Annotated in this window: 17 protein-coding genes; all 17 read right to left on the bottom strand. The window is 45.9% G+C overall.

Annotation, left to right across the window (positions count from 1 at the left end; all coding sequences use genetic code 11):
• Positions 1-10: 10 nt before the first annotated feature.
• The gene (gene rpsC / locus OCU60_RS01790; protein WP_074372136.1) at positions 11-715 is read right to left on the bottom strand and encodes a 30S ribosomal protein S3; all 705 of its coding nucleotides are present in this window, start codon (positions 713-715) and stop codon (positions 11-13) included.
• Positions 716-735: 20 nt separating this feature from the next.
• On the bottom strand, positions 736-1,068 hold the full coding sequence (gene rplV / locus OCU60_RS01785) for a 50S ribosomal protein L22 (protein ID WP_027694083.1): 333 nt from the start codon (positions 1,066-1,068) through the stop codon (positions 736-738).
• 10 nt (positions 1,069-1,078) lie between these two features.
• Positions 1,079-1,357, bottom strand: coding sequence for a 30S ribosomal protein S19 (gene rpsS / locus OCU60_RS01780; RefSeq protein WP_004398469.1), 279 nt, complete (start codon positions 1,355-1,357; stop codon positions 1,079-1,081).
• A 20-nt stretch (positions 1,358-1,377) separates the two neighbouring features.
• Positions 1,378-2,202 (bottom strand): 50S ribosomal protein L2, encoded by an 825-nt coding sequence (gene rplB, locus OCU60_RS01775; protein WP_072959075.1) that lies wholly within the window; start codon positions 2,200-2,202, stop codon positions 1,378-1,380.
• Between the two features lie 16 nt (positions 2,203-2,218).
• The gene (gene rplW / locus OCU60_RS01770) at positions 2,219-2,521 is read right to left on the bottom strand and encodes a 50S ribosomal protein L23 (RefSeq protein ID WP_074372137.1); all 303 of its coding nucleotides are present in this window, start codon (positions 2,519-2,521) and stop codon (positions 2,219-2,221) included.
• Positions 2,518-3,120 (bottom strand): 50S ribosomal protein L4, encoded by a 603-nt coding sequence (rplD, locus tag OCU60_RS01765; protein ID WP_074372138.1) that lies wholly within the window; start codon positions 3,118-3,120, stop codon positions 2,518-2,520. The genes rplW and rplD overlap by 4 nt, the downstream gene beginning before the upstream one ends.
• A 16-nt stretch (positions 3,121-3,136) precedes the next feature.
• Positions 3,137-3,766, bottom strand: coding sequence for a 50S ribosomal protein L3 (rplC, locus tag OCU60_RS01760; RefSeq protein WP_074372139.1), 630 nt, complete (start codon positions 3,764-3,766; stop codon positions 3,137-3,139).
• Positions 3,767-3,781: 15 nt separating this feature from the next.
• Positions 3,782-4,093, bottom strand: coding sequence for a 30S ribosomal protein S10 (gene rpsJ, locus OCU60_RS01755; RefSeq protein ID WP_001181007.1), 312 nt, complete (start codon positions 4,091-4,093; stop codon positions 3,782-3,784).
• 364 nt (positions 4,094-4,457) lie between these two features.
• Positions 4,458-5,198: a 23S rRNA (guanosine(2251)-2'-O)-methyltransferase RlmB gene (gene rlmB, locus OCU60_RS01750; protein WP_074372140.1), complete on the bottom strand. Its 741-nt coding sequence runs from the start codon at positions 5,196-5,198 to the stop codon at positions 4,458-4,460.
• A 10-nt stretch (positions 5,199-5,208) separates the two neighbouring features.
• Positions 5,209-7,650, bottom strand: coding sequence for a ribonuclease R (rnr, locus tag OCU60_RS01745; RefSeq protein ID WP_074372141.1), 2,442 nt, complete (start codon positions 7,648-7,650; stop codon positions 5,209-5,211).
• A gap of 196 nt (positions 7,651-7,846) precedes the next feature.
• Positions 7,847-8,482, bottom strand: coding sequence for a flagellar protein MotX (gene motX, locus OCU60_RS01740; protein WP_074372142.1), 636 nt, complete (start codon positions 8,480-8,482; stop codon positions 7,847-7,849).
• 202 nt (positions 8,483-8,684) lie between these two features.
• Positions 8,685-9,986, bottom strand: coding sequence for an adenylosuccinate synthase (locus OCU60_RS01735; RefSeq protein WP_074372143.1), 1,302 nt, complete (start codon positions 9,984-9,986; stop codon positions 8,685-8,687).
• 153 nt (positions 9,987-10,139) lie between these two features.
• Complete coding sequence (locus OCU60_RS01730) at positions 10,140-11,078, bottom strand: isoaspartyl peptidase/L-asparaginase family protein (RefSeq protein ID WP_074372365.1); 939 nt, start codon at positions 11,076-11,078, stop codon at positions 10,140-10,142.
• Positions 11,079-11,158: 80 nt separating this feature from the next.
• A complete protein-coding gene (gene slyD / locus OCU60_RS01725; protein ID WP_074372144.1) occupies positions 11,159-11,695 on the bottom strand; it encodes a peptidylprolyl isomerase in 537 nt (178 codons plus the stop codon).
• 121 nt (positions 11,696-11,816) lie between these two features.
• The gene (locus OCU60_RS01720) at positions 11,817-12,017 is read right to left on the bottom strand and encodes a YheV family putative zinc ribbon protein (RefSeq protein ID WP_074372145.1); all 201 of its coding nucleotides are present in this window, start codon (positions 12,015-12,017) and stop codon (positions 11,817-11,819) included.
• 3 nt (positions 12,018-12,020) lie between these two features.
• On the bottom strand, positions 12,021-13,826 hold the full coding sequence (gene kefB, locus OCU60_RS01715; RefSeq protein WP_074372146.1) for a glutathione-regulated potassium-efflux system protein KefB: 1,806 nt from the start codon (positions 13,824-13,826) through the stop codon (positions 12,021-12,023).
• The gene (gene kefG / locus OCU60_RS01710) at positions 13,827-14,411 is read right to left on the bottom strand and encodes a glutathione-regulated potassium-efflux system ancillary protein KefG (protein WP_074372147.1); all 585 of its coding nucleotides are present in this window, start codon (positions 14,409-14,411) and stop codon (positions 13,827-13,829) included.
• Between the last annotated feature and the right edge of the window lie 43 nt (positions 14,412-14,454).

The raw sequence follows: 14,454 nt of genomic DNA, 5'->3' as shown, positions 1-14,454 counted from the left end.
TGTCGACTCCTTACTTACGGCCTTTACGCTGTTTCTTAGGCTTATCACCTTTAGGCTCAGCGGTATTTGCATTTGCAGCTGGCATTCCACCTAGGATTTCTCCTTTGAAGACCCAGACTTTAACGCCAATCACACCATACTGAGTGTGAGCCGAAGAAGTTGCGTACTCAATGTCTGCACGAAGAGTGTGTAGAGGTACACGACCTTCACGATACCACTCAGAACGTGCGATTTCAGCGCCGCCTAAACGACCGCTTACTTCTACTTTGATACCCTTAGCACCTAGACGCATTGCGTTTTGTACTGCACGCTTCATCGCGCGACGGAACATAACACGACGCTCTAGTTGAGACGCGATGCTATCAGCCACTAATTGGCCGTCTAGCTCAGGCTTACGTACTTCAGCGATATTGATTTGCGCTGGTACACCTGCAATTTTCGCTACCGCAGTACGAAGTTTTTCAACGTCTTCACCTTTCTTACCGATAACAACACCTGGTCGAGCCGTGTGGATAGTCACACGGATACTTTTCGCAGGACGCTCGATAACAATGCGTGATAGAGACGCTTTTGACAATTCCTTCTTGAGGAATTGACGTACCTTGAAGTCGCCGTCTAGGTTGTCAGCGAACTCTTTGGTGTTAGCAAACCATGTAGCATTCCAAGGCTTAACGATGCCTAGACGAATACCATTTGGATGTACTTTCTGACCCATTTGCTTACTCTCCTAGTCTCTTAGCGATCTGCGACAACCACAGTAATGTGGCTTGAACGCTTCAAGATACGGTCCGCACGGCCTTTGGCACGAGGCATAATACGCTTCATGACAGGACCCTCATCTACGAAGATTTTGGCGACGTTTAGATCGTCAATATCTGCACCTTCGTTATGCTCCGCGTTTGCGATAGCTGACTCAAGAACCTTCTTAACTAAGTCAGCAGCTTTTTTGTTGCTGAAAGTCAGAATTTCCAGAGCCTGATCGACAGACTTACCACGGATCAAATCTGCAACTAAGCGAGCTTTCTGTGGAGAAATACGAGCAAAGTTATGTTTAGCAACAGCTTCCATCATCTACTCCTTACTTCTTCTTCGCTTTCTTATCTGCAGCATGACCGCGATAAGTACGTGTTGGTGCAAATTCACCCAGTTTGTGACCGATCATTTCATCAGTTACGAAAACCGGGACGTGCTGACGACCATTATGGACAGCGATGGTCAAACCAATCATTGATGGAATGATCATTGAACGACGGGACCAAGTCTTAATAGGCTTTTTGTCTCCGCTTTCCACCGCTTTCTCTACCTTCTTCAGCAAGTGTAGGTCAATAAATGGACCTTTCTTGAGAGAACGTGGCATGGCTTATCCTCTTAAATAGATTACTTGTTACGACGACGTACAATGTACTTGTCGGTGCGTTTGTTTTTACGGGTTTTGAAGCCCTTAGTAGGCATACCCCAAGGAGATACAGGGTGACGACCACCAGATGTGCGACCTTCACCACCACCGTGTGGGTGATCAACCGGGTTCATCACAACACCACGAACAGTCGGACGAACACCACGCCAGCGTGTAGCACCTGCTTTACCAAGTTCACGAAGCATGTGTTCAGAGTTACCGACTTCGCCGATAGTTGCACGACCTTCAGAAGGAACTCGACGCATTTCGCCAGAACGCAGACGAATTGTTGCATATGCACCGTCACGAGCAACGATTTGTGCATAAGCGCCAGCAGAACGTGCAAGTTGTGCACCTTTTCCTGGTTTCAATTCAACACAGTGAACTGTTGAACCAACTGGGATGTTGCGCATCGGCAGAGTGTTACCTGCTTTAATTGGCGCATCTACACCAGACTGGATTACATCACCAGCTTGCAAACCTTTTGGTGCGATGATGTAACGACGTTCACCATCTGCATAAAGAACCAAAGCGATGTTTGCACTACGGTTTGGATCATATTCCAGACGCTCAACTTTTGCCGGAATGCCATCTTTAGTACGTTTGAAATCAATCAAACGATAGTGTTGCTTATGACCACCACCGATATGACGTACTGTGATACGACCGTTGTTGTTACGACCACCGTTTTTAGAATTTTTTTCTAAAAGTGGCGCATAAGGTTTACCTTTATGCAGGTCATTGTTCACAACTTTAACGACGTGACGGCGACCAGCCGAAGTCGGCTTACATTTAACAATAGCCATTTTTCAACTACTCCTGTTATTCCGCGCCGCCAACAAAGTCAAGATCCTGACCTTCTTTCAAAGTTACATACGCTTTTTTCAAGTCGCTACGACGACCTTGGCGCATACCTTGACGTTTGGTCTTACCCTTAGTAATCAGGGTATTTACAGATTCAACTTCAACTTCAAATAGCTTTTCTACGGCTGCTTTAATCTCTTTTTTCGTTGCATCTTTCGCTACTTTGAAAACAACAGTGTTTGCTTTCTCAGCAACCATTGTTGCTTTTTCAGAGATGTGCGGAGCACGCAGAACTTTTAGTAGACGCTCTTCGCTAATCATGCCAGCATCTCCTCAACTTGCTTAACCGCAGAAGCAGTCATAAGAACCTTGTCAAACGCGATCAAGCTAACAGGATCGACACCCGCTGCGTCACGTACGCCAACTTTATAAAGGTTACGAGCAGCTAAGAACAGATTCTCGTCTACTTCACCAGTAACGATAAGTACATCGTTAAGCTCAAGTTCGTTAAGCTTAGCTACCAGTTCTTTAGTTTTTGGAGCTTCAACTGAGAAATCATCAACAACGATCAGACGCTCTTGACGAACCAGCTCAGAAAGAATGCTCTTCATAGCACCGCGGTACATTTTTTTGTTTACTTTTTGACTGTGATCTTGTGGCTTCGCAGCAAAAGTAACACCACCTGTACGCCAGATTGGGCTACGGATTGTACCAGCACGAGCACGGCCAGTACCTTTTTGACGCCATGGTTTAGCGCCGCCGCCAGAAACTTCTGAACGTGTTTTTTGAGCACGAGTACCTTGACGAGCACCTGCTGCATATGCAACAACTACTTGATGTACAAGAGATTCGTTGAACTCACGTCCGAAAGTAGTTTCGGAAACAGTTAGTGCGTCAGCACCTTTAACCATCAATTCCATTACTTACTCCTAGACGTTATGCTTTAACAGCTGGTTTAACGATCACGTCACCACCGATAGCACCAGGGACTGCACCTTTAATCAGAAGCAGGTTGCGCTCAGCGTCGACACGTACGATCTCTAGGTTTTGAGTCGTTACACGCTCAGCTCCCATGTGACCAGCCATTTTCTTGCCCTTGAATACACGACCTGGAGTCTGACATTGACCGATAGAACCAGGAGCACGATGCGACAATGAGTTACCGTGAGTCATATCTTGAGTACGGAAGTTCCAGCGCTTCACAGCACCTTGGAAACCTTTACCCTTAGATGTACCAGTAACGTCTACTTTTTTTATTTCATTGAAAAGTTCAACAGTCAATTCTGAACCGACTGAAAACTCTTCTCCGTTTTCTAAACGGAATTCCCAAAGACCGCGGCCAGCATCAACACCCGCTTTCGCGAAGTGACCAGCTTCTGGCTTAGATACACGGTTGGCTTTTTTCGCACCAGAAGTTACTTGGATTGCAGTGTAACCGTCACTATCAAGTGTTTTAACTTGAGAAACACGGTTCGCTTCAACCTCAACAACTGTAACTGGGATAGAAACGCCTTCTTCGGTAAATACGCGGGTCATACCCACTTTACGTCCGACTAGACCAATCATTCTTCTAATCTCCCCTTAACCTAGGCTGATTTGAACATCAACGCCAGCAGCTAGATCGAGACGCATCAGAGCGTCAACAGTTTTGTCTGTTGGCTCAACGATGTCGATGAGACGTTTGTGAGTACGAATTTCGTACTGATCACGAGCATCTTTGTTGACGTGTGGAGAGATAAGAACAGTGAAACGCTCTTTACGAGTAGGCAGTGGGATAGGACCACGAACCTGTGCGCCGGTACGCTTTGCTGTTTCAACGATTTCCGCAGTAGAAGCGTCGATTAATTTGTAATCGAAAGCTTTGAGGCGGATTCGGATACGTTGGTTCTGCATGAGACAGAGCTCCAAATTCAAAAAATTACACAAACAATATCGCCACTCATGCCCACTTATTTGTGAGAGAATGTCGATTGATTCATGTGAAACCGTAGCTCCCTAATTGGGAACATTGTCAGCTAATTTAGATCAACTTTATTAAGCAAATTTATATTAACTACGAACATAAGCTAAGTATACATTACCTGATAAATCCCAAAAGATGTATCAGCTCCTTGCTGCTCATTGGTTCACAACTGGCTTAACCAGTGGCGGGTATTATACAGATAGAATGGTCACATGCAAGGTTCGATGGAAAAACAATCAAAATAAAATCGGGCTCAGTTATCTCATTCAGAGCCCGATTGTCATTCTAAGAGACTTAGCGTGATAAACGTTGTCTCACCGCTTCAAAAAGACAGACTCCAGTTGCGACGGATACGTTTAAACTAGAAACACTTCCCGACATCGGAATTTTAATCAATGCATCACAGGTTTCTCTGGTCAGACGACGCATCCCATCGCCTTCCGCGCCCATAACGATGGCTAACGGACCCGTCAGTTTAGACTGGAAGATATCTTGAGTTGCTTCTCCAGCAGTCCCAACAAACCAGATCCCTTGCTCTTGTAAAGCCTTCATTGTTCTGGCCAGATTAGTCACTCGGACTAAAGGTACACTTTCAGCGGCACCACAGGCGACTTTACTCACGGTTGCATTCAATGGCGCAGATTTATCTTTGGGGACAATCACGGCTGTCACGCCAGCGGCATCTGCGTTTCTAAGACACGCCCCAAGATTATGTGGATCGGTGACACCATCCAAAACAAGTAATAGCGGGTGTTCTACTGCGTTTAAAAGCGTATCCAGATCATGTTCATTCAAGGTTTTGGCAGGTTTCACTTTTGCCATCATCCCTTGGTGACTCGCACCTTGGGATTTTTTATCTAACGCTTGACGGCTCATCTGTTGAATTGAAATACCGAGCCTTTGCAACTCATTCAACACAGGAAGCAAACGACGGTCTTGTCGATCTTTCAACACAAAAACTTCGACCAATCGATCCGGGGTTTTCTCCAACACAGCACTCACAGCATGAATGCCATATATAAATTCATTACTCATTTGTTACCTATCATTTGTCAGTCTTGGCTGATTTTGATTGACGAAGACGCGATTTTTTCTTACGGACGTTCTCAGTCTTGCTTTTCTTTTTGACCGTTTTATTCCGATCATTTTCATTATTAGGATTTTTCACCGGTTCAGTACTCGGTATCGCTTTTCCTCGACGTCGGGGTGCCCCTTTTTTCCCTTGTTTTGCTTCTGCTTCGCGTTTCTTGGCTGTTTTCCCTTCACCGCGTAGCTTACGACTTGTCTCGACTAATTCAAAGTCAATATGACGTTCATCCAGATTCACGGCCTGAACTTTAACTTTGACAGCATCGCCTAGTCGGTAAATCAATCCGAAACTTTCACCAATCAGGCGTTGACCAATCGGGTCATACTGATAGTAATCATTTGCCAAGCTGGAAATATGCACCAGACCATCAATATGTAACTCAGTCAAACGAACAAAAAATCCAAACCCAGTGACATTAGCAATCACACCATCCAACACCTCACCGACATGATCTTGCATATATTCACATTTCAGCCAGTCGGATACTTCTCGTGTTGCATCATCTGCGCGGCGCTCTGTCATTGAACACTGTTCACCATAATAGTTCATATCATCGAATGAATAATGATATCCCCCTGTTGGCGTCCAACGATCCTGATTTTGTCCCTTCTCTTTGGCAATAAGATATTTAATTGCACGATGCAATAACAAATCAGGATAACGGCGGATCGGGGAAGTAAAGTGCGCGTAACGTTTCAACGCTAACCCAAAGTGACCACCGTTGTCTGCATTATACACGGCTTGCTTCATCGAGCGGAGTAACATGGTTTGGATCAGTTCATGATCGGGGCGATTCGCGACTTGTTTCATTAAAGTGGCATAATCTGTCGGAGTAGGTTCTAATCCACCTGTCAAATTCAGTCCCAATTCGCCGAGAAAATCGCGAAATCCTACCAAGCGCTCTTCTCCCGGAGTTTCATGAATTCGGAATAAGGCAGGTTCTTTCATTTTTTCAACCAAAGAAGCCGATGCAATATTCGCCAGAATCATGCACTCTTCGATGATTTTATGAGCGTCATTACGGACTAACGGTTCAATCCGCTCAATTTTCCGCTCAGCATTAAAGATAAACTTCGTTTCTACCGTTTCAAATTCGATTGCGCCTCGGTTCTCTCTCTCACTTTTCAGAACCTGATACATCCGGTATAACTCTTCCAGATGAGGGACTAACGGTTCATAACGCTCACGAAGTTCCTCTTCACCCGCTAAAATCGCGGCAACTTTGTTATAGGTCAGTCGCGCATGAGAGTTCATAACCGCTTCGTAATGTTTATAGCTTGAGAGTTTCCCTGTTGCCGAGATGGTCATCTCACAAACCATACATAACCGATCAACCTGTGGATTCAGAGAGCAGAGCCCGTTTGACAAAACCTCCGGTAACATCGGCACAACCTGAGATGGAAAGTAGACCGAATTACCACGATTGATCGCTTCTTTATCAAGGGCAGAATCGGTTCTGACATAATAACTCACATCGGCAATCGCAACCCAGAGACGCCAACCACCGCCTTTTTTGGCCTCACAATAGACAGCATCATCAAAGTCTCGGGCATCTTCACCATCAATCGTAACCAGTGGCAACGTTCTCAAATCTACCCGCCCCTGTTTCGCTTCTTCTGGGACGTCTTCACTAAACTGCTTCACTTGTTGTTCGACCGCTTCCGGCCACTCATGAGGAATCTGATGGGTTCGAATCGCAATCTGAGTCTCCATACCGGGCGCCATACTTTCACCAAGTACATCACTCACCTTCCCCATCATGCCACGAGAGCGGCTGCCTCGATCTGTAATCTCGATAACAACGACATTGCCCATTCGAGCGCTGGCGCGAGCTTCATCGGGAATCAAGATATCATGACTGATCCGGGAGTCATCCGGTACGACGTAAGAATACCCATGTTCAAAGAAGAATCGCCCCACAATCTGGCCGTTTCTTTCTTCTAATATCCTGACCAAACGACCTTCTTTTCGACCTCTTTTATCCGTGCCATTCGGTTGAATCAGCACATAGTCCCCATGAATCAGCGTTCTCATCTGATGATGTGGCAGTATAATATCCTCATCTCTCCCCCGGACGCCCTCCGGTCTGACCCAGCCATATCCATCTTTATGACCGATGACATACCCTTTAATCATTTCCAGTTTTTCCGGCAGTGCATAGCACTGGCGGCGCGTGAAGACCAGTTGTCCATCCCTTTCCATGGCTCTCAAACGTCTTCTTAACCCTTCGTATTGTTCTTCTCCTGAAAGTTGTAACACTTCGAACAGGTCATTGCGATTCATCGGAACATTCGCCTGAGCGAGAAATTCCAAAATAAATTCGCGACTGGGAATTGGGTTGTCATAATTATTTGCTTCACGATCAGCAAACGGATCGTTTTGAGTAGTGTCAGACATAAGTCGTCCTAAGGAAGAAGGTAATCTCTTAAAATACTGCCTGAATCAACCATTTTTAAATGACGATTCAGAAAGCATGAATATAGCTTATTGAAGATATATTAGCGGGAAGTTGTGATTTCTTCAAAAATCAGGTGGTTAAACTAAGGAAGTTTTCAATAAATTTTAACAGAAATGAACGCATCACGATATAGTGCTACCAAAGCGTTTCTCTCATTTTCGCCCGGGCAATAATATTCTCTGGCATACGCTGTTCAAGTCCCTGACGTAACATCGCAATACGTTTGTGCATACGCGTATCAGCTGTAACGGAATGATATAGCCATCGATAAGCGTCTTCATAATCAAGCGGGCTGCCATAATCCCGGAGTAATAATTCAGCCAATTTCACACGGGCTTTCAAATTGCCCATAGCGGAGGCTTCTCTCAGATACACAATTGCGCGCTCACGATTTTGCTGAACAAGTACACCTTCAGCGTAATAGCGACCGAGTTGCTCAAGCGCTGCCGGCAATCCCTGACTGGCTGCGGCTTCCATATAATACAAACCCAGTTCAGCGTCCTGATCGACACACACGCCCCATGCCAACATATCACCATACAAGAATTCATACGATGGTAAATTGATCCGCGTAGCTCGGGCAATGATATCTTCAACCAGCTGACACTTATCAGCTTTCACTCGCTCCAGATGCTTATTCTGTTCGATCAGTTGAATTAACTCAGCTTCGGAATAAATTTGGACTGGTGGCCCGACATCAGCGACAGTAGCATTGACTGAAACGCTCAACATCATCATTAACAACGAAGCTGCTACGCTTAGTAGCCTCATATACATACTCTTTTTTGAACGATCGCTTAACAATATCACCCACTTTGACTAGGGCTTAAATACCGTATCGGCAGACGAACAAATGACTTTAGGAGAAAGTTGCTGTCGATTTTTTGTACAATGCAACTGTACATAACAATCTCTAAAAAAGCAAAAAGCCGGTCGTTAAAGACCGGCTCTGATAATGAAGTCGTATTGAGTATTATGCAACACTGAACGGATGAACTTTGATAATCGTTTCATTCCGGTCCGGGCCGGTTGAAATTAGATCGACAGGTACACCGGTTAATTCTTCGATGCGCTGAACGTAGTTCAATGCAGCCTGAGGCAAATCTTCAAGCTTTTTGACACCGAATGTACTTTCAGACCAACCTGGCATTGTTTCATAAATTGGTGTCACGTGATCGTAAGCATCAGCCGCCATTGGAGAAACTTCAGCGATCGAACCATCTTTCATTTGGTAACCAGTACAGATTTTGATCTCTTTTAAACCATCTAAGACATCTAGCTTCGTCATACAGAAGCCGGTAATCGAGTTGATTTGAATTGCGCGGCGCATCGCAACAACATCAAACCATCCACAACGACGCTTACGTCCGGTTGTTGCACCAAATTCCTGTCCTTTGGTTCCCAGATACTCACCCGTCTCGTCATTCAACTCGGTCGGAAAAGGACCGGCACCAACGCGTGTACAATACGCTTTGGCAATACCAAGAATATATCCGAGATGACAAGGACCGAAACCAGAACCGGCAGCAACACCGCCTGCGGTCGTATTGGATGAGGTTACATATGGATAAGTCCCGTGGTCGATATCCAGAAGGGTTCCCTGCGCCCCTTCAAACATGATTTTGTCACCGCGCTTACGCGCTGTATCCAGTAAATCAGTCACATCAATAACCATTGATGTTAATACGTCAGCATAACCCATGACCTGTTCCAGAACTTCATCGTAACTCACGGGTTCAACTTTATAGAAGTTGACCAACTGGAAGTTATGATACGCCATGACTTCCTGTAGTTTGGCTGCAAAAGTGGTGCGATCGAACAAGTCTCCGACACGTAAACCGCGACGTGCAACTTTATCTTCATAAGCAGGACCGATACCACGTCCGGTTGTACCGATAGCTTTCGTGCCACGAGCTGATTCGCGAGCCTGATCCAGTGCAATATGGTAGGGCAAAATGAGTGGACAAGCTTCAGAAATAGAAAGACGTTGACGAACTGGAATGCCTCGAGCTTCAAGCTCTCCCATTTCTTTTAAAAGTGCATCTGGTGAAAGTACAACACCATTTCCGATAATGCATTTTACGTGTTCGCGGAGAATACCGGATGGAATCAAGTGAAGAACGGTTTTCTCACCATCAATGACCAGAGTATGACCTGCATTGTGGCCGCCCTGATAACGGACAACATACTTTGCATCTTCAGTAAGCAGATCAACAATTTTCCCTTTACCTTCATCACCCCATTGGGTGCCTAGTACGACAACGTTATTTCCCATCTTTCCAAATCTGATTGCTGGTTAAAAATGGATTCTACCACCGAATGTTGGATGATGCAGTCATTTTTTAAGCATAAAAAATTCATAAAAAAAAGCTCTTTGTTCGATTTTAGAATCAAAAAGAAATCGTTTGCGTAAAAGACCTTCCCACACCTAATCTGCGTATATTTTAACCTGCTTTCTGCCATGAATATCGATACAACTCCGATACATACCCGTACAGTTCATGCCGAAATGAATCTCCCCGGATTGGTCAATTGCAATCACGCCGCCTTCCCCACCTAACGTTTTAACCTCGCCTTGGATAACCGCAGTGCAAGCAGTATGTACATCTTCCTGTAAGTAACGCATTCGCGCAGCAATATCACTGGCAACACAACAACGAATAAAGGCTTCTCCCATGCCGGTCGCAGAGATGGCGACATTGTGGTTTTCTGCATAAGTTCCAGCACCGATAATCGGAGAATCTCCGATGCGTCCATACCGTTTATTGGTGATACCACCGGTACTCGTTGCAGCAGCAAGGTTGCCACTCTGATCCAGTGCAACCGCGCCAACGGTACCGAATTTATGATCATCAGGATAACTGGACTCAGACAGCGCGACACGCCCTTCAGTTTTCATAGCTAACAGTTGTTCATAACGTCTGTCAGTAAAAAAGTAATCCTGTTCGGTGTAGTCATAGCCAAGCTTTGCTGCGAATTCTTCCGCCCCTTCACCCATGAACATCACATGCTCACTCTGCTGCATCACATCTCTGGCAAGTCTCACTGGATTTTTGATATGACGCACTCCGGCAACAGCGCCAGCTTGTCGAGCTTCACCACACATCACTGCCGCATCCATTTCGACCATCTCTTTTGTCGTCAGGACAGAGCCTTTGCCCGCATTAAAGTGAGGAGAGTCCTCAAGAATTCTGACAGCACAGACAACCGCATCAACAGCACTTGCGCCCTGAGCTAATAATTGATGTCCCTGAGAAACAGCTTGATCTAACGCCCGCTCTACAGCTCGCTGTATTTCATCCGTCATTTGAGAACGTGAAATCGAGCCGGCACCGCCATGGATTGCAATCGCAAAAGGTTTCTTCATATATCCCTCAGACCATAAAAAAACACCTGCACAAAACGGCAGGTGTTTCCATTTAGATTCAGTGAAACGAATCAGGACAATTAATGGCAGCCACACCCGCCATTTCCGTCACAGCTACCTTCTTCACCGTGATCATGTCCACAACTATCGCCGCCTTGATGAATATGCCCATGAGCAACTTCTTCATCTGTCGCAGCGCGAACCGAGACCACCTCAACATCAAACGTCAGTGTTTGACCAGCCAGCATGTGGTTACCATCGACAACGACTTCATCGCCATCAACTTCTGTAATTTCAACAGGGATCTGACCTTGATCTGTCTCTGCCAGAAAACGCATGCCCGCTTCAAGTTGATCGACACCATGAAAAACATCGGCCGGAACACGCTGAACCAGGTCATCATTGTATTCACCGTATGCGTCTGCAGGTGCAACTGTTGCAGTAAATTTATCGCCAGCAACTTTACCTTCAAGTTCACGCTCTAAGCCGACGATCAGGTTGTGATGACCATGTAGGTAATCAAGCGGGGCATCAGCGGTTGACTGATCAGCGACAACTCCGTCTTCCAATTTGAGTTGGTACGCTAAACTCACCACAACATTCTTTTCAATTTTCATAAACGCTCCAAGGCATCGAGTGTATTTTGTCACCTATTGTGACCGTATTGCATCTGTCCAAGTGATTCGAAATCCTTGGAGAACTGGGCGATATTATGAAGAAGTCTCTCGTAAACCTCAATTAGTCCGGTTTAAAAATTCCAATCATCGTATCTTCCGCATGTGTACTTTGCTCAACGGAGCGTGGCATTCTCTGTTCGGTATAATCACATTCCACACATTCGACATGCTCCACATGATTATCTTCCCACCAGCGAAGCGAATCGGCAGTGTGACACTGCGGACAACTGGCTCCGGCAATAAAACGTTTTTTGACTCGCACAAATTAATCCTGATCTCTTTCCCAAAAGTCTCGCGCTTGATGATCTTTTTCCATCTCGCGTCCAAATATTTCTTCCAACTCTTGCCGAGCTTCCTTAGCACGCAACGAAAGTTGCTTACCTTCATTATGCATGGGTAGCAGCTCTTCCAGCATCGCATTATCCAAACGACAAAAATGTGATTCCGCCCGCTTTGCCTGATAGGGATGCATCCCTAATTCAATCAGTGTTTGCCTTCCCAGATCCAGCGCGCCCAAGAATGTTTCTCGCGAGAAATGCGGGACACCATGATTCATCAATTGATAGGCTTCAACCCGGCTGCGTGCCCGCGCTAAAATTTTCAATTGCGGGAAGTGATGCTGACATAATGCAACAATCGCCATCACCTCATCCGGATCATCGGTACATACGACCATCGCTTCCGCATCTTCAGCGCCCGCAGAACGGAGTAACTCCAAGTTGGTCGCATCACCATAAAAGACTTGATAACCATACTTGCGCAGCAGTTTGATCTGACTCGCATCACTTTCAAGAATAGTGACTTTGATTTTATTGGCAAACATCAAACGGCCAACAACCTGTCCGAAGCGACCAAACCCAGCAATAATCACTCTCGGGTCATTATTTTCGACATCAACCGCTAAATCATCGACTGCGTTGAACTCCCGGGCAAACCAACGTTTCTGAATACTGAGCAACAGAGGGGTTGTGACCATCGATAAACTGACGACCACCAGCAAAAATGATGTCTGCTCAGCTTGCAGTAAACCTTCAGACTGTGCCGCGGTAAAAATGACAAAAGCAAATTCGCCCCCCTGACTCAGAATCGCAGCAATACTGCTGCGTGCTTTGGCACGCGTTCCGAACAACCGAGCCAATAAATAGAGGATTCCACATTTAACCGCAACCAATACAGTCACCGCTGCGAGAATTTGTAATGGATGGTTGATCAGCAGTCCTAAGTCAACAGCCATGCCGATTGCAATAAAAAAGAGCCCGAGCAGTAACCCTTTAAACGGCTCAATAGACACTTCCAACTCATGACGAAACTCACTTTCTGCCAAGAGCACACCGGCGAGAAAAGTCCCCAACGCCATGGACAGTCCTAAAAATTGCATCAGTAATGCAATCCCAATGACCAACAATAATGCCGCAACGGTGAACAACTCCCGGACACCGCTCATCACAATATAGCGAAATAACGGGCTCAATAGAAAATGTCCCCCCACCAACAACCCGGCAATGCCACATAGCATCCAGAGCGCATCAATCCACTCTCCTGCTGAATTCCCGGCAAGTATCGGTAACAGCGCCAACATAGGGATGACCGCAATATCCTGAAATAACAATACCGCAAAGCCGGATTGACCGGTTTCGCTGCGCTCCAACTCCTGCTCCTCAATGACGCGCAAAGCAATGGCTGTAGAAGAAAGCGCTAATCCCATCCCCATCACTAAACTAACCTGCCAACTGCCGACAAAAAAATGGATGAGACTGCCTAACACGGCACTGGTCACCACAACCTGAGCACCACCAAGCCCCAGAATCGGCGATTTCATTTGCCAAAGCTTGCTCGGATTGAGTTCAAGCCCAATCACAAACAACAATAAAACCACACCAAATTCTGCAAAATGCAAAATCGCGTCGACATCACTGATTAATCCCAGTCCCCAAGGGCCGATCGCCACACCAGCCAATAAATATCCCAACACCGACCCGAGCCCCGCTCGCTGGGCCACCGGCACAGCAATAGCAGCAGCGGTCAGAAATACAGCACCACTTTGTAAAAAATCATTCGTCAATGCTGCCATTTATTGCTCCTCAGAATTATGCGTGCCCATCATCTCAGGAGCACTCAGCCACCGACGGTAAGATTCGGCATGTTGGTATCTTTCAGTTTCAGTGACATTACGAGACCAGTATAAGATCAATGGCTCACACCATGCCATGCGGCAAAGAGAGGCAACCAGCTCGAACGGTTGTAAAATCTCGTCCAACGGATATTTGTTATAGCCTTTATTCCCAAAGGCCGTCTTCTTCCCTCCGGTGGTAATCACACTCCGCCAGATCTTACCGGCCAGCGCACATTGAGAGCCAAACGCAAAGTCTTTGCATAAAACCCGATCCAACCATTCTTTCAGCAGCGCGGGACAAGAGTACATATAAAGCGGATGTTGAAAAACAATCACATCATGCGCCATCAACAAACTCTGTTCAGCATCGACATCGATAAAAAAATCCGGATAGGTCGCATAAAGATCATGAATCGTGACATTCTCAAGCGACTTGATCGCGCCAATCAAGACCTGATTAACAATCGAGCTCTGAGGCTCTGGATGAGCAAAGATCACCAACACTTTGGGACATTCGGTGGTACACGAAACCGTATCAGTCATGACTAACTTCACTCCTTTGTCTATTTAACTGAATCATAACGTA

The organism is Vibrio spartinae (assembly GCF_024347135.1).
GTDB lineage: Bacteria > Pseudomonadota > Gammaproteobacteria > Enterobacterales > Vibrionaceae > Vibrio > Vibrio spartinae.
Note: the sequence above shows the minus strand (reverse complement) of the source record. Positions and strands in the feature narration are given on the sequence as shown.